Origin of the sequence: Vogesella aquatica, from assembly GCF_028548455.1 — a bacterium.
Taxonomy (GTDB): Bacteria; Pseudomonadota; Gammaproteobacteria; order Burkholderiales; family Chromobacteriaceae; genus Vogesella; species Vogesella aquatica.
Genome location: NZ_JAQQLF010000026.1, coordinates 1 through 22,635, shown reverse-complemented (window position 1 = coordinate 22,635; position 22,635 = coordinate 1). Strand labels below are relative to the sequence as shown.

Annotated in this window: 18 protein-coding genes; 7 read left to right on the top strand and 11 right to left on the bottom strand. The window is 62.5% G+C overall.

Going from position 1 to position 22,635, the window contains the following annotated elements:
• Window positions 1–68: 68 nt before the first annotated feature.
• Window positions 69–722, bottom strand: a complete 654-nt coding sequence (locus PQU95_RS16565; protein WP_272753036.1) for a GntR family transcriptional regulator — start codon at window positions 720–722, stop codon at window positions 69–71.
• 256 nt (window positions 723–978) lie between these two features.
• Here PQU95_RS16565 and PQU95_RS16560 point away from each other — a divergent pair, with 256 nt between their 5' ends.
• The 3 genes from PQU95_RS16560 (at window position 979) to PQU95_RS16550 (ending at window position 5,780) form a co-directional block, all read left to right on the top strand.
• Window positions 979–2,316 (top strand): glutamine synthetase family protein, encoded by a 1,338-nt coding sequence (locus PQU95_RS16560; protein ID WP_272753035.1) that lies wholly within the window; start codon window positions 979–981, stop codon window positions 2,314–2,316.
• A 77-nt stretch (window positions 2,317–2,393) separates the two neighbouring features.
• Window positions 2,394–3,761: an aspartate aminotransferase family protein gene (locus PQU95_RS16555; protein ID WP_272753034.1), complete on the top strand. Its 1,368-nt coding sequence runs from the start codon at window positions 2,394–2,396 to the stop codon at window positions 3,759–3,761.
• 108 nt (window positions 3,762–3,869) lie between these two features.
• The gene (locus tag PQU95_RS16550) at window positions 3,870–5,780 is read left to right on the top strand and encodes a hypothetical protein (protein WP_272753033.1); all 1,911 of its coding nucleotides are present in this window, start codon (window positions 3,870–3,872) and stop codon (window positions 5,778–5,780) included.
• A gap of 70 nt (window positions 5,781–5,850) precedes the next feature.
• On the opposite strand, the gene recN is transcribed toward PQU95_RS16550, so the two are convergent.
• The 8 genes from recN to PQU95_RS16510 form a co-directional block, all read right to left on the bottom strand.
• Window positions 5,851–7,512, bottom strand: a complete 1,662-nt coding sequence (gene recN, locus PQU95_RS16545; RefSeq protein WP_272753032.1) for a DNA repair protein RecN — start codon at window positions 7,510–7,512, stop codon at window positions 5,851–5,853.
• A 9-nt stretch (window positions 7,513–7,521) separates the two neighbouring features.
• Entirely contained in the window at window positions 7,522–8,397 is an 876-nt protein-coding gene (locus PQU95_RS16540) for an NAD kinase (RefSeq protein ID WP_017509569.1), read from the bottom strand.
• Complete coding sequence (locus PQU95_RS16535) at window positions 8,394–9,041, bottom strand: response regulator transcription factor (protein WP_272753031.1); 648 nt, start codon at window positions 9,039–9,041, stop codon at window positions 8,394–8,396. The genes PQU95_RS16540 and PQU95_RS16535 overlap by 4 nt, the downstream gene beginning before the upstream one ends.
• Complete coding sequence (locus PQU95_RS16530) at window positions 9,041–11,398, bottom strand: ATP-binding protein (protein ID WP_272753030.1); 2,358 nt, start codon at window positions 11,396–11,398, stop codon at window positions 9,041–9,043. Before PQU95_RS16530 ends, PQU95_RS16535 begins: the two co-directional genes overlap by 1 nt.
• Window positions 11,399–11,474: 76 nt before the next feature.
• On the bottom strand, window positions 11,475–12,014 hold the full coding sequence (msrA, locus tag PQU95_RS16525) for a peptide-methionine (S)-S-oxide reductase MsrA (protein WP_272753029.1): 540 nt from the start codon (window positions 12,012–12,014) through the stop codon (window positions 11,475–11,477).
• Window positions 12,014–12,919 (bottom strand): histone deacetylase family protein, encoded by a 906-nt coding sequence (locus PQU95_RS16520; RefSeq protein ID WP_272753028.1) that lies wholly within the window; start codon window positions 12,917–12,919, stop codon window positions 12,014–12,016. The genes msrA and PQU95_RS16520 overlap by 1 nt, the downstream gene beginning before the upstream one ends.
• Window positions 12,913–13,146 carry a DUF1653 domain-containing protein gene (locus tag PQU95_RS16515; protein ID WP_272753027.1) on the bottom strand — a complete coding sequence of 78 codons (234 nt, stop codon included), beginning with the start codon at window positions 13,144–13,146 and terminating at the stop codon, window positions 12,913–12,915. The genes PQU95_RS16520 and PQU95_RS16515 overlap by 7 nt, the downstream gene beginning before the upstream one ends.
• Before the next feature lie 48 nt (window positions 13,147–13,194).
• Window positions 13,195–13,680, bottom strand: a complete 486-nt coding sequence (locus PQU95_RS16510; RefSeq protein WP_272753026.1) for a GNAT family N-acetyltransferase — start codon at window positions 13,678–13,680, stop codon at window positions 13,195–13,197.
• A 30-nt stretch (window positions 13,681–13,710) separates the two neighbouring features.
• Between PQU95_RS16510 and PQU95_RS16505 the strand changes: the two genes are divergently transcribed.
• From PQU95_RS16505 to PQU95_RS16490, 4 genes are all read left to right on the top strand, one after another.
• Window positions 13,711–14,673 carry a tRNA dihydrouridine synthase gene (locus tag PQU95_RS16505; RefSeq protein WP_272753025.1) on the top strand — a complete coding sequence of 321 codons (963 nt, stop codon included), beginning with the start codon at window positions 13,711–13,713 and terminating at the stop codon, window positions 14,671–14,673.
• A gap of 292 nt (window positions 14,674–14,965) precedes the next feature.
• Complete coding sequence (sbcD, locus tag PQU95_RS16500) at window positions 14,966–16,186, top strand: exonuclease subunit SbcD (RefSeq protein ID WP_272753024.1); 1,221 nt, start codon at window positions 14,966–14,968, stop codon at window positions 16,184–16,186.
• Window positions 16,183–19,596, top strand: coding sequence for an AAA family ATPase (locus PQU95_RS16495; RefSeq protein ID WP_272753023.1), 3,414 nt, complete (start codon window positions 16,183–16,185; stop codon window positions 19,594–19,596). The genes sbcD and PQU95_RS16495 overlap by 4 nt, the downstream gene beginning before the upstream one ends.
• Window positions 19,597–19,617: 21 nt before the next feature.
• Window positions 19,618–20,559, top strand: coding sequence for a DUF4394 domain-containing protein (locus PQU95_RS16490; protein WP_272753022.1), 942 nt, complete (start codon window positions 19,618–19,620; stop codon window positions 20,557–20,559).
• A gap of 61 nt (window positions 20,560–20,620) precedes the next feature.
• Here the strand turns inward: PQU95_RS16490 and PQU95_RS16485 are convergent, their stop codons facing one another.
• Both PQU95_RS16485 and PQU95_RS16480 read right to left on the bottom strand, forming a co-directional pair.
• Complete coding sequence (locus PQU95_RS16485) at window positions 20,621–21,199, bottom strand: HD domain-containing protein (protein WP_272753021.1); 579 nt, start codon at window positions 21,197–21,199, stop codon at window positions 20,621–20,623.
• A gap of 55 nt (window positions 21,200–21,254) precedes the next feature.
• Window positions 21,255–21,824, bottom strand: coding sequence for a hypothetical protein (locus PQU95_RS16480; protein ID WP_272753020.1), 570 nt, complete (start codon window positions 21,822–21,824; stop codon window positions 21,255–21,257).
• Window positions 21,825–22,635: the final 811 nt, after the last annotated feature.

Below are 22,635 nucleotides of genomic sequence, written 5' to 3'. Positions count from 1 at the left end.
TGGCTGCTCTGCTTGAAACTGAATGGCTCAATGATAAGCAATGCTTACTGTGGCGTCGACCTTGCCGTTCAAGCCGGCTTGCATAAGCTGCGCAGATAGCTACCGGCGGTGCGCAGATCCTGCTCGATGGCGGCACGTACGCCATCGGCATCGCCAGCTTGCAGCGCCAGCAGCAGGGCACCATGCGCGTCGTTCATGGTTTTCCATACCGCCAGATCCTGGTGCAGCTGGTTGGAAATGGGCCCTACGTAGAGCCACACGGTTTCGATCAGCGACAGCAATACCGGCGAGTGGCTGGCCTGGTACAGCAGCAGGTGGAATTGTTCGTTGGCGTCCAGGTAGGCCTTGACGTCGTCCGCTGCGATGGCGGCATCCATGGCTTGGCAAAGCGCGGCCAGCTCGGCGCGGCCATCGGCATCCAGCTGGCGGGCACCCAGCCAGGCGGCCTGGCCTTCCAGCAGGATGCGGTTCAGCAGAATGTCGTCAAACTGGCTGGTAGTCAGCTGTGGTACGGCCACACCACAGTTCGGGATATTCACCAGTGCCTTTTCTGCGGCCAACCTTTGCAGGGCGGCGCGTACCGGCATCTGGCTGACGCCCATCTCGTCGGCCAGATGCTTGATCTTCAGGCGCTCGCCGGGCAGCCAGCGTCCCAGCATCAGCCAGTGGCGCAGCGTGTCGTAGGTTTCGTCTTGCAGGGTAGAGGCGTTGGCAGTCTTCATGGTGTGTGATGCCAGCAGCGGTAGCCGGCGTATGCGGTGGGGCGCGCTTTACGGGTTCAAGGGTAGGTGGCGCCCGCCAGCATAGCAGAAACGCCACAGGCTGCGCCGCAAAGATTTGATCAAATATTGACTGTAATATTTGATCAAATATACATTACCAGCCATCAGGCCTGCATTTGCTGCGGTTTTCTGTTTTGCGAGAGATGGTTCGCTGGGCAAGGACGGGAAGCAAAGGGCTTACCAGAGGAGAACAACCATGAACGACAGACTGGCCGCGTTTATACGCCAGCACCAGATCCACGAAATCGAATGCGTGATACCGGACATGACCGGCGTGGCGCGCGGCAAGATCGTGCCCAAGAACCTGTTTCTGGCCGAAGACAGCATGAAGATGTCCAAGGCGGTGCTCACTATTACCGTCAACGGCGAGTTTGCCGAGTTCGAGCGCTTTGCCGGCGCCAACGACCCGGACATGGTCTGCCGGCCGGACCCGGCCACCATACGCCTGGTACCGTGGGCCATCGAGCCGGTAGCGGTGGTGATTCACGATTGCGAGGATTTTGACGGCAAGCCGGTAGGCATTTCGCCACGCGCTGTACTGCGCAAGGTGCTGAAGCTGTACCAGGACAAGGGCTGGCGCCCGGTGGTGGCGCCGGAGATGGAGTTCTACCTGATCCGCCAAAATAACAACCCGCACGAACCACTGCGGCCGCCATCGGGCCGGGCCGGGCGTTCCGAGGTGGGTCGCCAGTCGTTTTCCATCGATGCGGTCAACGACTTTGACCCCTTCTTCCAGGAGCTGTCCAGCTTTTGCCAAGCCGCCGAGCTGAACGTGGAGACGCTGATCCACGAAGTGGGCGCCGCGCAGATGGAAATCAACTTCAGCCACGGCGACGCCATGTCGCTGGCCGACCAGGTATTCCTGTTCAAGCGGGCCGTACGCGAAACCGCCTACCGTCACAATATCTTTGCCACTTTCATGGCCAAACCGATGGAAGGCGAGCCGGGCAGCGCCATGCACATTCACCAGAGCATCGTGAGTACCAGCACTGGCGACAATATCTTCTCGCTGCCGGACGGCAGCCCCAGCCCGCTGTTCTTCCACCACATCGGCGGCATGCAGCGCTACCTGCCGCAGGCCATGCCGATGTTTGCCCCCTACGTGAACAGCTACCGCCGCCTGAGCCGCCACACCGCCGCGCCAATCAACGTACGCTGGGGCTACGACAACCGCACCTGCGGCATCCGTATTCCGCCGTCCGGCCCGGCGGCGCGCCGGCTGGAAAACCGCGTGCCCGGTGTGGACGTCAACCCTTACCTGGCGATGGCCGCTACGCTGGCCTGCGGCTACCTGGGCATGGTCAACGCCATCGAGCCGTCGGCGCCAATGGACGACAGCGCCTACGACATGGACTACGAGCTGCCACGCAGCCTGGAAGACGCCGTCGAGTTGATGCAGGCCTGCCCCGAGCTGGCCGGGATTCTGGGCGAGGAGTTTGTGCAGGCGTTCTGTGCGGTGAAGGAGAAGGAATTCGAAACCTTCAACCGTGCCATCACCGCCTGGGAGCGCGAGCACCTGCAGCTGCACGTTTGACACTTTACGATATCGACATAAGAGTCTGCGCTGTCTGCCAAGGTTGGCCGCAGCCATAGCCTACAAAGGAGCACACCATGACCACCGCACGCCACGGCATAGACTGGGACAAGGCCCAGGCCCTGATGGCCGCCGAACGCGACACCTTCATCAGCCGCATGCCGCGCTCGCGCGCGCTGTCGGCCGATGCGGCCAACCATCTGCTGTTCGGGGTGCCGCTGCACTGGATGAACGACTGGTCGACGCCGTTTTCGCTGTATGTGGACCAAGCGCGCGGCGCCCGTTTCCGCGATGTGGACGGCCACGAGTACGTGGATTTCTGCCTGGGCGATACCGGCGCCATGTTCGGCCACAGCCCGCAGCCGGTGGCCGACGCCATCGCCCGCCAGGCGCAGCGCGGCTATACCACCATGCTGCCCAGCGCCGACGGCGTATGGGTGGCGCAAGAGCTGGCGCGCCGCTTCGGCATGCCGTACTGGCAGTTTGCGCTGTCGGCGTCCGACGCCAACCGCTTTGCCATCCGCTGGGCACGCGCCATCACCGGCCGCAGTCAGGTGCTGATCTTTAACGGCTGTTACCACGGCACGGTGGACGACGTGTTCGTCGATCTGGTGGATGGCCAGCCGCAAACCCGCGACAGCCTGCTGGGGCAGGTGTACGACATTACCCGGCATACCCGCAGCATCGAATTCAACGATCTGGCGGCGCTGGAAGCCGCGCTGCAGGACGGGCAGGTAGCCTGCCTGCTGGCTGAGCCGGCAATGACCAATATCGGCATGGTGCTGCCCGAGCCCGGCTTCTGGCAGCAAGCGCAGGCGCTGTGCCGCCAGTACGGCACACTGCTGCTGATCGACGAAACCCACACCATCAGCAGCGGCCCAGGCGGTTACACCGTTGCCCACGGCCTGCAGCCGGACCTGTTCGTGGTGGGCAAGCCGGTAGCGGGCGGCGTACCGTGTGCCGTGTACGGCTTTAGCGAAGACGTCGCACGCCGCGCCGAAGCCGCCAAGCGCCACGCCCCACCGGGGCATAGCGGCATCGGCACCACACTCACGGCCAACCTGCTGGCGATGGCGGCCATGCGTGCCAACCTGGCCGAGGTGATGACCGACGCTGCTTATCAGCACATGTTCGGCCTGGCCGAAAGGTTGGCCGCAGGCCTGCGCGAGGTCATTGCCCGTCACCGCCTGCCGTGGTGCGTCACGCAGGTGGGCGCACGTACCGAGTTCCAGTTCACGCCAGTGCCGCCGCGTAATGGCAGCGAGGCCGACCGCATTCTGGACGGCGAGCTGGAGCACATCGTGCACCTGTTCCTGCTGAACCGCGGCCTGCTGATCACGCCATTCCACAACATGATCCTGGTGTGCCCGGACACCCGTGTGACAGATGTCGACCGTCTGGTTCAGGCTGTCGGCGAGTTTGCCGTGGCAGTGTCCATCCGCTAGCTAGCTGGCCACAGCCGGGCGCGCGGCTCGCCTGTGGCTATGCTATTGCAATGTGGCATTTTGCCGCACGTTTGCTAAACTGGCACACCCCGATGCCGGCTGCACGACATGAACGCACAGCACACTACAGACGAACACGCCCCCGCCACCCGCTACGACCTGATCATCCACCTCCCCGAGTCCCCGGACATGGCGCGGCTGCAACAGCAAGCCAGCACGCAGCTACAGCTGGGCCCGGAGAAAGCTACGCGCCTGATGCAGCACCTGGAACAGCGAGGCGCCACCCGCATCAAGGCCGGCATCGCGCAGGACGAAGCAGAGCGTACTGCGCAAAGCTTCCGCGATGCAGGCTTTCAGGTAGAAATGAGGCCAACGCTGGCGCTGCTGGACAAACAGGCCAGCGTGGCCGATAGCGAATGCCCGGGCTGCCAGCGCATGATGCGGCCAACCCCGCAGCGCCAGTGCCCGTACTGCCAGATTTACCTGGACAAGATCGACCCGGAAAAGCTGCGCCTCAAGCAGATACGCGACGAAGAACTACGCAAGCTGAACGCTCGGCTGCAGCGTGAGGGGGAGCTGGGCAGCCGCCAGAGCCAGGAAGACAGCGAGCGCCAGCTGCGCAACCGTATCCGTGCCGAGCTGGAAAAAGAGCTGGGCTTGCATCAGCCGTGGCTGGCTTTCTTTCGTGGCAGCCGTGGTGTGCTACGGGCCGGGGCCATTGTCCTACTGTTAGGCGGCGCATTCTTTGGTGGCTATCGCCTGGCTTCACCATCGGGCCAGCCGCTGGCACCCGGGCAGCAGGCAGCCCTGGCGCAGGGCGTGCTCAACCGCATTATGGGCGGTGGCCTGTCCACGCAGCCGGCTGACCTGGCGGCGTTTGCGCAGTCACCGGATGGCGCTGTACTGGCGCCGGGCAGTAGCGATTCGCTATTGGCTGGCAAAGGCGACGCCGACGCGAGCGGCGAGTGGCAGGGTGTAGCGGCCAGCCTGCAAAAAGTGGCCGCACAGCACGGTGCTGCGCTGGGGGAAAAGCAGCACCTGGCGCTGGCGCTGGTGGTGGCACTGGCGGAAAGCGGCCAGGCGCAGCGTGCCAACGAGCTATTGGCGCGCTTGCAAGCCACGCCGGGTTACCAGGCCGACAGTGCCCGCAGTGCCGAGCTGCTGGCTAGCGCCTGGGTGCTGACGCAGCGCCCAGGCGGTATCAGTACCCAGGCGCTGGACGAGCTGGTCACCCAGGCCAGCCAGCTAAAGCCGCAGGATGCCGCTGTGTTCTATGCCCGCGTTGCCAGCATGCTGGCGGCCAGCCCGCAGCTATCGGCCAGTGTGTGGCAGGCCTGGCTGGATAAAGCCCGCGCGCAGCTGTCACAGCTGTCTGGTGCGGTGATGCGCGACTACACCACTAGCCAGCTGCTACGCTGGCAAGCCCAGGCGCAGTTTAATGCCTTGCAGGCCAATGCCGCCAAGGGGCGCTGGACCGAGGTAAAAACGCTGCTGGGCCAGCTGCAGGCCAGCCAGGCCGCCACGCCGGGGCCTGCGCTTACCCTGCTGCTTAGCCAGGGTGAGCTGGCTGCAGGCCATGCCCCGGCCGCTGCACAGCAGCTGGAGCAAGCGTATGCCCTGGCCGCACAAGCCGCGGCCAAAGGTGACCCGGGCCTGGTACTGCCGGCACTTGCCGACCACCAGGGCGTTTTGGCCATGGCCCCCTTGCTGGCCAAGCTCGATGATGTCGTGGCGGCGCAGCAGGCAAATCTGCACGCACCCTTGTACGGTGCCATGGCCACTATCGCCGCTGCCTCCGGCATGGAAGAGGCCAGCGCGCTCTACCAGCAGCGCGTGGCTGCCGCACTCACCGGTAGCGAAGGCCGTGACGAGCAGATTCTGGCGCTGAGCGTGAGCTGCAGCACCAAGCTGGCACAGTATTACCTGCGCACCCGCCAGCCGGCGCTGGCCGAGCGGCAGCTGCGCAAATCGGCCGCCGTGGTGGTGCCCTTGCTGCCCGAGGCGCCGGCCAGTAGCTAGCCGGTGGGCGTAAAGAGAAAAAGCCTGCCGGTGTGTAGCCGGCAGGCTTTTTTGCGCTGGGCCAGGCGTGTCAGGCGTTATTGCCCAGCATCTCGCTGGCGTGCTGGCGCGTGGTGGCGGTGATGTCTTCGCCGCCCAGCATGCGGGCGATTTCCAGCACACGGCCTTCTGCGTCCAGCGGCGCAATGCGGCTCACCGTACGGCCGGCAGCACTGGACTTGCTGACGCGCCAGTGCTGATCGCCGCAGGAAGCCACTTGCGGCAAGTGGGTCACACACAGCACCTGGTAGCGCTGGCCCAGCTGTTTGAGCAGCTTGCCCACCACCTCGGCTACGCGCCCGCCAATGCCGACATCCACTTCGTCAAAGATCAGCGTCGGTACGCTGGCGACCTGGCTGATTACCACCTGCATGGCTAGGCTGATGCGCGACAGCTCGCCGCCGGATGCCACCTTGGCTAGCGGGCGCAGCGTACTGCCCTGGTTGGCCGCCACCAGGTATTCGATGGTTTCCAGGCCGTGGGCGGTGGGCTCGCTGGCGGCGGATAGCTCGATGGCAAAGCGGGCGCCTTCCATGGCCAGGCGTTGCATTTCGGTACTGATGCGCGCCGATAGCTCGCTGGCAGCCTGACGGCGCTTGCCGGACAGGCTTTCGGCCTGGGCGCGGTAACGCGCCAGCGCGGCGGCCTCGGCCGTGGCCAGGGCGTCCTGGTCGGTAGCGGCTTCCAGTGCGGCCAACTGTGACTGCCAGTCGGCCAGCTTTTTCGGCAGGTCTTCCGGCTGGCAGCGATACTTGCGCGCCATGCCCATCAGCGCATCGATGCGGGCTTCCACCTCGATCAGCTGCTGTGGGTCGTCGTCGAAGCTGCTGCCGTAATCGCGCAGGCTGTACACCACCTCGCGCAGCTCGGCGTCTACCGAGTCCAGCAGCGCCAAAGATTCGGCCAGCCGGGTATCAAAGCCGGATAGCTTGCCCAGGCGGTTTTGTACCTGCGACAGCAGCGACAGGCAGTTGCCGTCCATGTCGGACAGTACGTCCACCGCCGACTGCGCCGATTGCGCCAGCTCGGCAGCGTTGGCCAGGCGCGAGTGCTGCTGGTTCAGCTGTGGCCATTCGTCGGCTTGCAGCGCCAGCTCGGCCAGCTCGCCGATTTGCCAGGTCAGGCGTTCGCGCTCTACCTCGGATTCGCGCAGGCGCTTTTCCGCGTCTTCGCGCGCCTTGCGCGCGTGCTGCCAGTCTTGCCAGGCGGCGCGCACGTCACGCGATAGCTGGCTGGCGCCGGCGTAGGCATCCAGCAGGCCGCGTTGCATCTCGGGCCGCACCAGCGACTGGTGTGCGTGCTGGCCGTGGATGTCTACCAGATACTCGCCCATGCTCTTGAGCTGGCTCTGGGTGGCTTGCTGGCCATTGATGAAGCTGCGCGAACGGCCGTTGCGGTCCACCAGGCGGCGAATCAAGAGCTCGCTGTCGTCACCCGACAGGGCGTTATCTGCCAGCCAGGCTTGCAGGTCCGGCTGATGGGCGATGTCGAAGCTGGCGCTGATTTCGGCACGGTCGGCACCGTCGCGTATCTGGCCGGCTTCGGCGCGGTCGCCCAGTAACAGGCCCAGTGCATCCAGAATGATGGATTTACCGGCGCCGGTTTCACCGGTCAGTACAGTAAAACCCGGCTCGAACTCCAGCTGGAGCTGGTCCACAATGACAAAATCTTTGACGTTGAGCGTAAGCAGCATGGTGTTATCTCACAGCAGGCGCTCGCCCCAGTGGAGCTTGTGCCGCAGCATGTCGTAGTAGTTGTAGCCGATGGGGTGCAGCAGCTTCAGCGTGTTGCGGTAGCTGCGCACGATGACACGGTCCATCTCCATCAGGTCGCAGTGCGACTGGCCATCGAAATGCACGCGCGCATCCAGGCCGCGCGTCAGCATGAAGGACACTTCGCAGCTGTTGCTGATGGCAATCGGGCGGTTGCTGAGCGATTGCGGGCAGATCGGCACCAGCGCTACCGCCTGCAGGGTGGGGTGCAGGATGGGCCCGCCGGAGGCCAGCGAGTAGGCGGTAGAACCGGTAGGCGTGCTGATGATCAGGCCGTCGGAGCGCTGGCTGTAGACAAACTGGTTGTCGACAAACACCTCGAATTCGATCATGGCACCCAGCGCGCCACGGCTGATGACGACATCGTTAAAGGCCAGCGCGCTGGCGATTTCGGCGTCTTCGCGAATGACCGAGGCCTGCAGCAGGATGCGTTCTTCGGGCACAAATTGGCCATCCAGGATACGGTCGATGGCGTCCAGCATTTCGTGCAGGGAAATGTCGGTCATGAAGCCCAGCCGCCCCTGGTTGATGCCGACCAGCGGCACGCGGTAGGGGGCCAGTACGCGGGCTACCGACAGCATGGTGCCATCGCCACCCAGCACGATGACCAGGTCGGCCAGCTTGCCCAGATCGACGCGCTCCACTACCGGATAGCTGCCGTCTTCCAGACCGGCGCAGCTCTCGGCATCGACCACGATATGGAAACCGCGGCTGGTAAGGTGTGCGGCCAACTTCAGCAGCGATTCGATGATCTGTGGCTTGCTGTGGCGTGCCACCAGGCCAATTTTATTGAAAAGACGTGTCATTGCGTGGTGTCTTGCGCAGGCACCGGTTGTACAGCGTCCAGTGCTTTCAGGTAGAAACGTACCAGCTCGGCCAGCGAGTTGATATCCAGTTTTTCAAACAGTTTGGCGCGGTGGGCTTCCACCGTGCGGGGCGACAGCGCGAGCTCGCGGGCGATTTCCTTGCTGGAGCGGCCCTCGGCCACGTAGCGCAAAATCAGGCGCTCGCGCTCGGTAATGCGCTCCAGTTTCTGGCGCACTTCCTGGGTTTCGGCTTCCTGCTTTTGCTGTTGGATGCTGATGCGGATGGCCTTCTTCAGGCTTTCCAGCAGCTGTACGGCGTTGATGGGTTTGGTCAGGAAATCCACCGCACCACCACGGAAAGCGCGGCGGCACTCTTCCAGGTCGCCATGGCCGGTAATGAAGATGATGGGCATCTGGATGTTTTGCAGGTTCAGCATATCCTGTAGCGCCAGGCCGGAGGTTTGCGGCATGCGGATATCCAGCACCAGGCAGCCGATTTCGTCCGGGCGGAAGTTTTCCAGAAAAGCCTCGGCATGCTCGAAGGTCTGCACGCGCATGCCCTGGGTGCCAATAAGCAAGGCTAGCGAGTCCCGTACGGCCGGGTCGTCATCGATGACAAAAATCGTTGGGGTCATGGATGCCATTACACACTCACTCCTTCGCTTTCATAAGGGGTATTCATAACCGGTAATTCAAAGTAAAACTCGGCACCGCCAGATGGCAGGTTGTCGGCGCACAGCACGCCTTCCATGTTTTCGATAATGGTATGGCTGATGGTCAGGCCCAGCCCCATGCCTTGTGACTTGGAGCTGAAAAATGGCTGGAAAATGCGCGATCGTACCTCTTCCGGCATGCCCGGGCCATTATCACGCACACCCACGCGTACGCGGTTGCCGCGCTGCTCGCTGTACAGGAACAGCCGGTGCTCGCCTGCGGTTTCCATCATGGCTTCCATGGCATTCTTGCACAGGTTCAGGATGACTTGCTCCACCTGGATGGTATCGGCAAAAACCAGCGGCAAGGCGCTAGCCAGGTCAGTTTTTACCTGCACATGGTGGCCGCGCAGCTCGGGCTCGATCAGGGTAACGATATTCAGCACTGCCTGGTTCAGGTCTACCGGCACAAACTCGGCTTGCTTGCTGGCGACGAATTCTCTTAGTTTTTTCACGATATGCCCAGCCCGCTGCGCCTGTTTTACCGATGAGCGCAGCGCGGAAATCAGCAGGATACGGTCCGGCTCTTCGTCTTCCAGCAGGCCCAGGCAGGCCTCGTTGTAGCTGACGATGGCCGACAGTGGCTGGTTGATTTCGTGGGCGATGCCCGAGGTCATTTCCCCCAGTGTGTTGATACGTGCCACGCGGGCCAGCTCGGCCTGGTGCTGCTTGAGCCGCTCTTCGCTGCGCTCCAGGGCTTCGGCCATGCGCTGGCGTAGCGGTGCCATGTCGCGGAAGGTAATCACCAGGCCGCGCATGACGCCATCGGGGCCGGGTAGTGGCGAGACGGTGCCTTCTACGTAGAAAACCTTGCCGCCCTGGTCGATGTAGGCGTTTTCCGGCAGGTCGACTTTCTGCCCGGTCAGCAGGCAGGTTTGCAGCGGGTCAAGCACGGCTTCGCGGGCCAGATCAAAGCGCAAGTGCCACAGCTCGCCGAGCTGGCGGCCCGTAGCCAGCGGGGCGGACACATTCAGCAGCAGCGCGGCTTTGGGATTCAGGTATTCCACTTGTAAATCGCGGCTCATCACCAGTACCGCATCATCGATATTTTCCAGTGTCACCATGGCTTGCTGGCGTTCCCGGTGCAGGGTGTCGTGATAGTGCTCGCTTTGCATGCGCTCGTTGTGCTGCGAGGCTGCAATCAGCAGTAATAGCGCGCTGATCAGCGCTGATGCGCCCATGGCCAGGGCGTACAAATACCAGGGAATATGCCCGGGCGAAGTTGGCCGCGAAATGGACAGCTTGTACGGGAAGTAGTCGCGATCTATCGATACCTCGCTATAGCGCGCGGGAAACAGCAAGCCGCCCAGCCAGCTGCTGGATGCGGCCACCTGTGGCTGGCGCAGGGTGATGGCAGGCATCGCCTGGGTCGGCATGGTGGGGGTCAGGCGTACGCTAAGTTGCTGCACATTGCCGCTTTGCATGGCCAGCAGGGTTTCTGCCTTGATGCCTACCGTAATCACACCGATGGCGGCGCTGATGCGCTCGTCTGGTGATGTCGGCGCTACGCCTTCTGCATAAATGGCTTTGACAAAACCGAAGCCATGGCCGCCCTCGCGCATCTGGTAGGGCTGGGTGATTTCGATTTCGCTGCTGCGGATAGCGCGCTGTACCGCCGGGCCCAGGATGGCATCCTGCAGGATATCCAGGCCCTGCATGAAACTGTACTGGTTGGCAGACGGCGGCTCGGCATCAACCAGCGGAATGTAAAACGGCCGCGCGGGGGAGGGCCGCCACAGCTGGCTATTCAGCCAGCCCGGGTCGCCATTGCCCTGGTAGTCCTTGATAAAGAAGGGCTGGTAACGCTGGAAGCTGATGGAGGCTTCGTAGTTTTCGCGCTCGGCCAGGCTGACCTTGGGCTGGAAGCCCATCAGGTAAATATAAGGGTAGCGGTTGCCTATGCCCTGGGCGTATTGCCGGAAGCGCAGCTTGTCCATGCCGTAGTTGGCCGCAGACAGCTCGGTAAAACCATACACTGCGGTTTCGCAGATCAGCAGGCGCTCTTCCAGCGTTTTCTTGATGTGCAGGCTGGCCGCGTCAAACTGCTGTTGCCGGCTTTCTTCTGTCAGCAGAATGGCTACCACCAGAATGGCCATGGCGAGCAGGGCCCACAGCAACAGGAAGGTGCCTTTTACCCGCCAGGGCAACTCTCTGACAATGTGTGGCCATTGCCGGATGCGGAAAAACCCGGTATTGGCCGGGGCGTGCTCGCTAGGGGTCATGTTGGCCGGGGCGGTGTCTGGGGGGATAATTGTAACGCAGGATGGCTGGAAATCTGCAATTGGCATGTGGCCGGCCAGGCAGGGGCAACACCGCGGCGGGCGCAAGGTGGCAGCAGCATGGCGACCACCTTGCAGCGCGTATTCAGCTTGTTTTCAGCAGGCCAGGCACAGTGCGGTACAGCTTGTGCAGCTTGGGTGAAATCACTACCTGGCAATAGCCGGCGCTCTGGTTACGCTGGTAGTAATCGTGGTGATAGCTTTCGGCCGGGTAAAAATGGCTGGCTGGTTTTACTTCGGTCACGATGGCGGCGGGGTAATCGCCACTGCTATCCAGCTGGCGGATCATGTCCAGCGCTTCTTGCTGCTGGCTGTCACTATGCGTATAGATGCCCGAGCGATATTGCGTGCCGATATCGTTGCCCTGCCGGTTTGGCGTGGTGGGGTCGTGGGTCAGGAAGAATACCTGCAGCAAGGTGGTATAGCTGATGGTGTCCGGTGCATAGTGCAGCTCGATGGCTTCGGCATGGCCGCTATTGCCACGGCACACGTTTTCGTAGTCCGGGTCGGCCAGATGGCCATCGATATAGCCTGGCATGACTGCCGTCACGCCTTCCAGCTGGCGGAATACCGCCTCGGTGCACCAGAAGCACCCCCCGGCAAATGTCGCTTTGGCAATGGTCATCAGACAGCTCCTTTCATGCTGTGGCGGGCCAATATGGCCCGCACGGTTTGGCAATGTATGGCGACCGTATCGTCGATGGGCACGGCGTAGCCGCCTGCCATCACCACCACTAGCGGCCACTGTTTTTGCTCGCACAAATCGAAAACCCGGGCGTCACGCTGCATCAGGCCGTCACGACTAAGGTTCAGCCGGCCCAACCGGTCGCCTGCGTAAGGGTCGGCTCCGGCCAGGTAAAACACGATATCGGGCTGAAAACCCGCGGCCAGGGTAGCTAGCGCCTGATCCAGTGCTGCCAGATAAGCGCGATCACCGGTGCCATCCGGCAAGTTTACATCCAGCGTAGATGCCACGCGGCGGAAGGGGAAGTTCTTTTCCCCGTGCAAGGACAGGGTAAATACCCGCGCATCGCCGCTAAACAGCTCGGCGGTGCCATTGCCCTGGTGTACGTCCAGGTCGATCACGGCGGCGCGGCGAATCCGCCCTTCTTGCTGCAATACGCGGATGCTTACCGCCACATCATTGAATACGCAAAAGCCGCCCCCCTTGGCGTGGCCGGCGTGGTGCGTACCACCCGCCAGGTTCACCCCCGCACCATACTGTAGCGCGCTGCGTGCCGCCGCCAGCGTGGCCCCTACCGAGCGGCAGCTGCGCTCTACCAGGGCCGCACTCCAGGGCAGGCCGATCTCGCGCATGATGGCAGGGGCGATGCTGCCGTCGAGCATGCGGCCAACGTAGTCGGCATCGTGCGCCAGCATCAGCTCGGCCGGTGTGGCGGCGGGGGCGTCTGCCAGCCGCTCGGGCGCCATGCCGGCTACCGCTTGCCCCAGCAAGGCGTATTTTTCGGCCGGAAAGCGGTGGCCGGCCGGCAGCGGCATGGGGAACTGGTCGGTACGGTAGATCAGCACGGCGTGTCCAGCAGGCGAAAGCGTGGCTGCGTGACGCCATCAATGGTGACCTGCTCGCAAAACATGGCCAGCGGGCGTACCCACAGCACCATGTCACCGTATAGCGGGCGGTATACCGCCATCAGCTCGTGGCTTTCACTGTGGCGGGCAAAGTCGATCAGCTGGTAATGGTTGCCCTTGTAATGCTGGTAACGCCCCAGCGCTGGCAAGGTGATATCGGTCGTCATGGTGCGCTCCTGCTAAGTTGGCCGCATTGTGCCGCGTTGCGGCTGGCTTCACAAATCGGCCGGGCACTGCCAGCTCATGGTCAGAAACACCGTGTCCGGCACGAAGCCCATGTCCAGATACAGTGCCTGCGCACCGTGATTGCTGTGCGCGGTTTCCAGCCACAGGCTGCCTCCGGGCGGAATGCTTTGCTGTATGGCCCGCAGCAGCGCCGCTGCGATGCCATGCCGGCGCCAGGCTGGCGCTACATACAAGTCATGCAGTAGATCGTTACGGGCCAGGCTCAGGGTGGAATAGCCGCGGTAACACAACGCTACCGCTACCGGCTGGCCAGCCTGGCTAGCGAGCCACAGCGTGGCCTCGCCGGTGCTCAGGCGGGCCTGCAGATAAGTAGCCAAGGCCGCCGCATCGGTGGGCAACTCGTAAAAAGCCCGGTAAGCGGCCAGCAGGGGCAGGGCACTGGCGATGTCGCTCGCATCGCCCTGGTGCAGGTGGATGCCTGCCGGCGTGGTGTCGTGTGGCGTGCTTGTATACAATGCGCTGCTCCTTAAGTATTGGCGGTAAACATGAAAATTGTACTGGCCCCGATGGAGGGCCTGGTAGACGACGTCATGCGTGATGTCCTGACGCGCATTGGCGGCATCGACTTGTGCGTGACCGAGTTTGTACGCGTGACCAACTCGCTGTTGCCGGTGCGCACCTTCGAGCGGCTGGCCCCCGAGCTGCAAACCGGCTCGGCCACGCGTTGCGGGGTGCCGGTGCGCGTGCAGCTGCTGGGTTCAGAGCCGGAATGGCTGGCGCAGAATGCCGTGCGTGCCGCCGAGATGGGGGCGGTCGGGATAGATCTGAACTTCGGCTGCCCGGCGCCCACGGTAAACCGGCACCGTGGTGGTGCGGTATTGCTGAAAGAGCCCGACGTTCTTTATAGCATTGTGCAAGCCGTACGCAGCGCCGTGCCGGCCGGCACCCCGGTTACCGCCAAGATGCGATTGGGTTACGAAGATACCAGCCTCACGCTGGAATGCGCCCATGCCATCCAGCAAGGTGGCGCTGAAGAGCTGTGCGTACATGCGCGTACCAAGGTAGAAGGCTATCGCCCGCCAGCGCACTGGGAATGGCTGGCGCGTATCCGCGAAGCGATGACGATACCGGTCGTGGCCAATGGCGAAGTCTGGACCCTGGAAGACTACCAGGCCATTCGCGACATCAGCGGTTGCGAAACCGTGATGATAGGGCGCGGCCTGGTAGCCAGCCCCGACCTGGGCTGGCGTATCCGCCACCTGCAGCAAAGCGGTGAAATGCTGCCCCCGGCAGCGTGGTCGCAGGCGCTGCTGTGGCTACGCGATTTGACTGAACAATGTCAGTTGCGTGCCGATGGCGGCCGTTACGCGGTAAGCCGCAGCAAGCAATGGGCAAAATTGCTGCAGCGCACTTACAGCGAAGCCGAGATTTTCTTCAATGAAATCAAACGAATAGAGGGCGGCGAACAATTGATGGCTGTGTTCGATCGCCATATTGGTGGCGCGTAGGTATTTTTACGCATAGTCACAAGGCCGCATGAGCCTATATCATTCAATCATCTTCTGAAATTACTGCTTCCTCGCAGCCTGTTCAGAGGCGGGCTACGGCCCGAACTTATAAAACCTCCTGACTTGTGACGATTCAGGAGGTTATTTTTTTGCCCACCCACTCGCCATAGCCGCATCCAGTATGGGTATCGCCCCTGGCGTCTACCTGCCGTGCTATTGCATATATCTGCCCGTGCTTTGGCGGGGTAGAATCGTCACCATCCATCCATGCTTTATCTTTACGGCATTATCCATGCGTATTATTCATACCTCCGACTGGCATTTGGGTCAGCACTTCATGGGGAAAAGCCGGCAGGCCGAGCATCAGGCTTTTCTCGATTGGCTATTGCAGCAAGTCGCAGTGCAACAAGCCGACGCCGTGCTGGTGGCGGGTGATATTTTCGACACCGGCGCACCGCCTAGCTACGCCCGCGAACTCTACAACCGCCTGGTAGTGGCCCTGCACGAGCTGGGCGTACAGCTCATCCTGCTGGCAGGCAACCACGATTCGGTGGCCACGCTGGCCGAGAGTCAGCCTTTGCTGGCCAGGTTGAATACGCTGGTAGTGCCAGCGATCGATGCAGACCCGGCGCGCATGGTACATCTGCTGCGTAATAAACAAGGCCAGCCTGGCGCGCTGCTATGCGCGCTGCCGTTTATCCGCCCGCGCGACGTGATGCGCAGCGAAGCCGGGCAGAGCGCCGAAGATAAGCAACGCTCGCTGCAGCAAGCCATTGCCAGCTACTACCAGCAGGTATACGACGCAGCCTGCGCGCAGCGTATGGCGCTGGGTCTGCCGCTGCCCATTATCGCTACCGGCCACCTCACTACCGTGGGGGCCAGCAGCAGCGAAGCGGTACGCGAAATCTACGTTGGCGCGCTGGAGGCGTTCCCTACCGCGGCCTTCCCGCCGGCGGACTATATTGCGCTGGGCCATATCCACCGCCCGCAGCTGGTTGGCGGCCTGGAGCATATCCGCTACAGCGGCTCGCCCATCGCGCTGGGCTTTGACGAGTGCCGGCAGCAAAAAGAAGTGCTGCTGCTTACGCTGGACAGCACCAGCGTGCAGGAGATTACCCCCTTGCCGGTGCCGGCATTCCAGCCCATGGCCCAGCTGCGTGGCACGCTGGCCAGCCTGGGGCCACAGTTGGCCGCAGCCGCGCAAGCCGGTAGCAGCGCACAGCCGGTATGGCTGGAGGTGTGTGTGCAGGCCGATGACTACCTGGCCGACCTGCAACACAGGCTGGCGCAGCTGTGCGACGGCTTGCCGCTGGACATACTGCGCCTGCGCCGCGAGCGCCCGCAGCAGGCCGCCAGTCTGGCCGGCAACCCGCGCGAGACGCTGGACGAACTCAGCCCGCAAGAGGTGTTTGCCCGCCGCCTGGCGCTGGAAACCCTTGATGATGAGCTGGCTGCCGAGCTGGCCACCCGCCATCAGCACATCCTGCAGCAACTACAGGCAGGGCAAGCATGAAAATACTGAGCGTACGCCTGAAAAACCTGAACTCGCTGCAAGGCGAGTGGCAGATTGATTTCAACCAGCCACCACTGGCCGATTGCAGCCTGTTTGCCATTACCGGCGCTACCGGCGCTGGTAAATCCACCTTGCTGGACGCCATCTGCCTGGCGCTCTACCACGAAACGCCACGCCTGAAGAGCATCTCGGCGGGGGGGAACGACATCATGAGCCGCCACACGGCTGACTGTCTGGCCGAGGTGGTGTTCGAAGTCAAAGGCGAATGTTATCGCGCCTTCTGGAGCCAGCGCCGCGCGCGGGATAAAGCCGATGGCGCCTTACAGGCACCCAAAGTCGAGCTGGCGCACGCAGATGGCCGCATCCTGAGCAGCCAGGTCAACGACAAGCTGCGCCAGACCATCGCACTGACCGGCCTGGATTTTGCCCGCTTTACCAAATCCATGCTGCTGGCCCAGGGCGGTTTTGCCGCCTTTCTCAACGCCAGCGCCAATGACCGCGCCGAGCTACTGGAAGAGCTGACCGGCACCGACATCTACGGCCAGATCTCGCAGCGCGTATTCGAACACACTCGCGAACAGCGCCAGCTGCTGGCCCAGCTGCAGACCCGCGCCAGTGCGGCAGACCTGCTGGACGATACCCGCCGGCAAGACATGCAACACGAGCTGGCGCAATGGCAGCAGCAGGCAGGCGATAGCGCCAGCACTTGTCAGCAGATAGCCCGGCAGATACGCCTGCAGCAAGACCAGGCCGCCGCTGCCGAGGCTGCGGTGCTGGCAGCGCAGCAGCTTCAGCAAAGCACGCAAAGCTGGCAGGCTGCGGCACCCTGGCAAGCCAGCCTCGACGCCCACCAGCCTGCGGCCGCCATACAGCCGCTGCAGCACGCCTACCGCAGCGCCGCTGAACAGCTGGCGCAGCAACAACAGCAGCGCCAGGACTTGCAGCAAGCACTGGTGCAGGCACAGCAAAAGCTGGCTGCCGGCACACAACACGCCCTGTCGCTGGCACTGCAGCTGCAAACAGAAGCCGACGCATCGTTGCAGCACGCCACTCGCCGCCACCAGCAGCTGGCTGACAGCCTGGCCCGGCGCAGTCAGCATGCCGCGCTGGGGCAGGGGCTACCCTTGTGGCAAAACCAGCTTGGCCAGCTGGCAGCACAGCGCCAGGCACTGTATGCCGAGCAGGCAGCGCAAGCGCACAGCCAGCAGCGCCTGGCGCAGCAACAGGCCAGCGTCGTGACAATGGCCGCGCAGCTGGATGCCGCACAAGCAGCAGCGCAGCAAGCCGAGTTGGCCGCGCAGCAACAGCAAGCCACACTGCTAGCGGCACTGCAAGGGCAAGACCTGGCCGGGCTGCGCCAGCAGTGGCAACAAGCCCAGCAGTACAGCACGCAGCTTGCCCAGCTGGCCGGCCAGGCTGGCGAATTGCGCGCGCTAAGCGCCGGCCTGCAGCAAGCATGGCAACAGCAGCAGGCGCTGCAGCCGCAGATAGACGCGGCGCAGCTGCAGCTGGAAACCCAGCGCCAGCAATACAAAACCACCCGCAAGCTGCTGGCCGACCAGCAACACATCCTGCTGCTGGAGCAGCGCATCCAGAGTCTGGAAGCGCATCGTCAGCAGCTGCAAGCCGGCGAGGCCTGCCCGCTATGCGGCGCGCACGAACACCCGGCCATCCAGCAGTACCAGCAGCTGGATAGTGCGCCCACACAGCAGGCCATTACCCGGCTGCAAACCGAGCTGGAGGCGCTGGAAGAAAGCGGCCGTGCAGCCAGCCAGCAGCAGGCACAGCACCAGGCCAGCCTGCACGCTGCCATACAGCAACAGCAAAGCCTGCAAGCCAGGCTGGATGCGCTATCGGCTAGCTGGCAGCATCTGGCAGACACGCTCGGTGTGCAGGAGCATGACTGGCAGTACGCTGCGGTGTGGCCAGCCCGGCTCGATGCCGCCAGCGCCAGCCTGGCCGATAGTGCCCGACAGCTAGAAGCGGCCGACGCCGCCAGCCAGGCCTGCCAAGCGGCACAAGCCCACGCGGCACATGCCGTACAGTTACAGCAGCAGGCCGCCAACGAACACGCACTGTTACTGCAAGCCGTGCAAGACAGCCAGCAACAATGCCAGCAGCAACGCCAGCGTGCCGCACAGCTGCAAACACAACTGAACCAGCTGGAGAGCAGCCTGAGCAGCAGCCTGGCCAGCGCGGCTTACGCGCTGCCCGTGCAGCCGGAAAGCTGGCTGGCCGAGCGCCAGCAAGAATGGGTGCAGTGGCAGGCGGACCAAGCCACATTGCAAGCACTGGCTAGCACCCTGCAACAGCACGCCCAGCAGCGCCAGCAAGCATGCAGCGCTGTAGCACATTGGCACGCTCGCTGGCCTGCCGGTGCCGAGCCCGGCGCTGCGGCCAACCCTGCTGCCGAGCTGGAAGCGCAGGCCGCCAGCCTGCCTCTACTGGAACAGGCTGCCAGCCAGTTACAGGGGCAGCTTGCCCAGCAACAACAGCAGCTGCAGCAAGCCGCCGACATGGCAAACGCAGCGAGTGTGCAGTGGTGGCAAGCGCTGGCCGACAAGGGTTTTGCCGATGAGGCGGCCTGGCGGCAGGTTTTGCTGGATGATGCCAGCGTACAGTCTTACGAAGCGCAGCTAGCGCAGCTGGCCAGCCAGCTGGCGCAGCACCAGGCAGTGGCCGATAGCAGCCAGCAAAGGTTGGCCGCAGCCCAAGCCGAGGCTGGCGGCCTGCCCGGGCTGGCCGAGCTGGAGCAAGCCCAGGCCACGCACGACGCCAGCCGCCAGCACGCCCTGACACGACAAGGTGCCTTGCAAAGCCTGCTGGACGACGACGCGCGGCGTAGCACCGAGCAACAGCAGCTGCTGGCCGACATGGCACAGCAGCAGGCCGAGCTGGATATCTGGCTACGGCTCGATAGCCTGATCGGCTCGGCCAAAGGCGACAAATACCGCAAATTTGCACAGGGCCTGACGCTGGACAACCTGATACACCTGGCCAACCGCCAGCTTGCCCGCCTGCATGGGCGCTATTTGCTGCAACGGCAGCAGGGCGGCGAACTGGAGCTGGATATCGTGGATACCTGGCAGGGCGATACGCGGCGAGACACCCGCACCTTGTCCGGCGGCGAAAGCTTTCTGGTGAGCCTGGCACTGGCGCTGGCACTATCCGACCTGGTGAGCCATAAAACATCAATAGATTCGCTTTTTCTCGACGAGGGCTTTGGTACGCTGGACCCGGAAACGCTGGACGTCGCACTGGATGCGCTGGACAGTTTGCACGCCAGCGGCAAAATGATCGGGGTAATCTCCCACGTGGAAGGTCTGAAAGAGCGCATCCCGGTACAAATACGTGTTCACAAGGGCAGTAGTGGTTTGTCTACCCTTTCTCTCGCTACTCACGGCGCCTAAGGCGCATCACGAAGGATACGCATGCATACTCAACGCCTTGTCTCGACCCGGCTATGCCTCTTGGGCCTGGTAGCCAGTCTGCTGGCCGGCTGCGCCAGCCTGCCACCTGAAGCCCCCGGGCAGCTACGTACCGAGCAGCTTTATGTACTGACCCAGGACATGGTGCTGATCCGCATCAATGCCAGCCAGCCCTCGCGCGAGCTGTCACGCCAGCCATTGGCTGGTTTGCCAGCGGGTGACGCACTGGTGGGCATTGATTACCGCGTGGCACGTGGCATTCTGTATGGTTTGTCACGCGCCGGGCGGGTTTTCACCATTGCGCCAGAGAGTGGCCAGCTGACCCAGGTAGGGCCGCCGGCAGCCTTGCCGCAGCTGGCGGGGCAGCGTTTCGGCTTTGATTTCAACCCGGCAGTGGACCGCATGCGAATTGTCAGCGACCAAGGCGCCAACCTGCGCATGCACCCGGATACGGGCGCGCAAATCGATGGCAATGCAGCACAAGAGGGCGTACAAGCAGACAAAAACCTGCACTACGCCGATGGCGACAGCCAGGCTGGCCAGCAGCCGGTGATTCTGGCCGCAGCGTATACCTATAACGCGCGCAACGACAAAATCACCACGCTGTACACCATCGACGCCTTGCGCGGCACCCTGGCCATGCAGGGCTCCAGAGAGGGCGAGCAACCCTTTGTTTCGCCGGATAGCGGCCAGCTGCGTACCGTTGGCAGCCTGGGCTTGCCGGCGCTGGACGTGCTGGGCATGCAGCCTGGTGGCGTAGGCTACGGCGCCTTGCAGGCGGCGTCACTGGATATTTCTGACGTGAAAAACACGGCGTTTCTGGCGGCGCGGCAGAAGCTGGGGGCCAGCCAGCTGTACGAAGTGAACCTGCAAACCGGCAAGGCCAGCCGTCTGGGGCGCATTGCCCAGGGGCAGCCATTGGCCGGGCTGGCCATCATTCCCTGATGCAGCAGCAAACAAAAAGCCGCCAGTTGATGGCGGCTTTTTTCATGGCACTGGCTGTGTGTCAGGCACCAAACCAACCTTGGGTTTCGGCGTACGCCAGGCGCTCGGCCAGATAGGCCCACAGTGCAGGGCAGCCCGCTTCGATGGGCTCGCGGATGCGGCCAACTACACGCTGATAGCTAATACCGTTTTCGCGCCAGCTCTGGCCGTTATTGGCCAGGTTCAGCAATACCGGCATGGCGCGGTCTGCCGCATTGGCAAAACGTGATTCGGCGGTCTCGGCGGCTTCGAACTCTTGCCACAGTGCGAGGAACGGCTCGCGCTGTGCGGCAGGCAGCAGGCCAAAAATGCGTTGCATCGCAGCCAGCTCGGCAGCTTTGCGCTCTTCCCAGCCTTCGGTGGCGTAAACAATCGTGTCGCCGGTGTCGATTTCGCCGATATCGTGCACCAGCAACATGGCGATCACGCGGTTCATGTCTACCTGCCCGGGCGCGTAAGGTGCCAGCGACGCCGCCAGCATGGCAATCTGCCAGCTGTGTTCCGCGGAGTTTTCCTGGCGGTCCAGCCCCAGTGGCCGGGTTTTGCGGGTAACGCCCTTGAGTTTGTCCAGCTCCAGGATGAAATCAACGATCTGCTGCATGATTGGGCTTTCTGGTGAGAGGCGGCCATTTTAGCCGAAGCCGCCCAAGCCAGGGTTATGTGGCAGCCTCATTGTCGAGATGGCCCAGCTTTACCGTGCGCGCCAAGACCCCTGTTGCCTGCAACATCGCTTGCGACTCCGCCAGGTTGACCTGTTGCTGCAGCAGGCGCAGCACCAGCCGCAAGCAGCCGTAAATCTGCTGCGCTTCGGATTGGCTCACTGCATCCAGCCGGTTTTGTCGTGTGGGCACATGGCGGCGTTCTTGCTGCCCGCGGTGGCCGCCAGTCTGGCCGGCGGTGGTTTCCTCCGGCACATATAGCCGTACGGGCAATGGCCATTCGTTAGCTGGCGTCATGATGCGACCGGTGAGCTCGCCGATCACTTGCTCGAACTCCTGACAAAGCGCTTGTGCTTCTGTCAGCTGCAGATGGTGCAATATTCCCAGCATGGCCTTGTCACGCAGCAAGCTGCTGCGGCGCAGGATGAAGCGTAGCTTGCCCTTGGCCAGGGCCTGTACTGCGGCGTAATCGCCACCACGTGCAGCATCGCGCAAGGTGTCCAGCCACCGCGCCCAGCTCAGGAATTCACAGGACAGGGCTGAGGTGTCGTGTACGGGCGGCGGCATGCCTTCTCTTGTGCCGGCATGGGTGGGCAACCACGGGCTCAAGCCGCTCTGGAATGCGACAAATGGTTTTCGCTGTATCCGGCTCATTAAAGGCTCCTGACAATACGTGGGTAAAGTAATTATCAGGTCAGATTCGGCAAAGCTTGAGCGCGCCATGTGATATTGATTGCCAGGATAAGATGACACCGCATGATTCTATAATTCAAAGCCTTGACATTCACTATGCCATATCGAATACCACAGCCGGCACTGCTACTGCTGTCAATATATTTTCGTTATTGAATGGATTAAAACCAACATCGTATTGGCCGGTATTTCAGCTGGCCGGGGGATAGGATTTGCCTTGCTTGCGTACTGAGATGCGGGCCTGCATTGTGTCGCGATGTGCAGACAATGAAGCATTGACTGGCCTGCCGGCATGAGCCGGCGATAGGTTTACCCATCACCCCGTCATGGTGCGTGGCCGCTGCCGGCGACTCCAGTACCTGACGTAATGGTGAGCAAAGTGGGAAGGTTTTATCCGGGTAGCAACACGCCGATGCGCAGGGTAGCCTTGTTTCTTGTTTCTTAATTCCAGCCATTATTTAAATAAAAGCTGCATGCCTTGATAAATAACACTACATTGCCATGCATTTCTATGCCAACAGTGCTGCCAGATTATATTCGTCGATAAAATCCAGCAGGGCGGTTAATTGTCGCATCCCTGACGATCATATAAGCAATCGGCTACTCAAACTGAACACAGCACGAGAAGTCATGGGTATCCTGCTACAACTCTCCCGAGCACCCAATCCATGATCGTCAAACTACA

Coding starts and splice junctions, on each gene's coding strand:
- PQU95_RS16565 (WP_272753036.1), bottom strand. CDS start 722: ATGAAGACTGCCAACGCCTCTACCCTGCAAGACGAAACCTACGACACG.
- PQU95_RS16560 (WP_272753035.1), top strand. CDS start 979: ATGAACGACAGACTGGCCGCGTTTATACGCCAGCACCAGATCCACGAA.
- PQU95_RS16555 (WP_272753034.1), top strand. CDS start 2,394: ATGACCACCGCACGCCACGGCATAGACTGGGACAAGGCCCAGGCCCTG.
- PQU95_RS16550 (WP_272753033.1), top strand. CDS start 3,870: ATGAACGCACAGCACACTACAGACGAACACGCCCCCGCCACCCGCTAC.
- recN (WP_272753032.1), bottom strand. CDS start 7,512: ATGCTGCTTACGCTCAACGTCAAAGATTTTGTCATTGTGGACCAGCTC.
- PQU95_RS16540 (WP_017509569.1), bottom strand. CDS start 8,397: ATGACACGTCTTTTCAATAAAATTGGCCTGGTGGCACGCCACAGCAAG.
- PQU95_RS16535 (WP_272753031.1), bottom strand. CDS start 9,041: ATGGCATCCATGACCCCAACGATTTTTGTCATCGATGACGACCCGGCC.
- PQU95_RS16530 (WP_272753030.1), bottom strand. CDS start 11,398: ATGCCAATTGCAGATTTCCAGCCATCCTGCGTTACAATTATCCCCCCA.
- msrA (WP_272753029.1), bottom strand. CDS start 12,014: ATGACCATTGCCAAAGCGACATTTGCCGGGGGGTGCTTCTGGTGCACC.
- PQU95_RS16515 (WP_272753027.1), bottom strand. CDS start 13,146: ATGACGACCGATATCACCTTGCCAGCGCTGGGGCGTTACCAGCATTAC.
- PQU95_RS16505 (WP_272753025.1), top strand. CDS start 13,711: ATGAAAATTGTACTGGCCCCGATGGAGGGCCTGGTAGACGACGTCATG.
- sbcD (WP_272753024.1), top strand. CDS start 14,966: ATGCGTATTATTCATACCTCCGACTGGCATTTGGGTCAGCACTTCATG.
- PQU95_RS16495 (WP_272753023.1), top strand. CDS start 16,183: ATGAAAATACTGAGCGTACGCCTGAAAAACCTGAACTCGCTGCAAGGC.
- PQU95_RS16490 (WP_272753022.1), top strand. CDS start 19,618: ATGCATACTCAACGCCTTGTCTCGACCCGGCTATGCCTCTTGGGCCTG.
- PQU95_RS16485 (WP_272753021.1), bottom strand. CDS start 21,199: ATGCAGCAGATCGTTGATTTCATCCTGGAGCTGGACAAACTCAAGGGC.
- PQU95_RS16480 (WP_272753020.1), bottom strand. CDS start 21,824: ATGCCGCCGCCCGTACACGACACCTCAGCCCTGTCCTGTGAATTCCTG.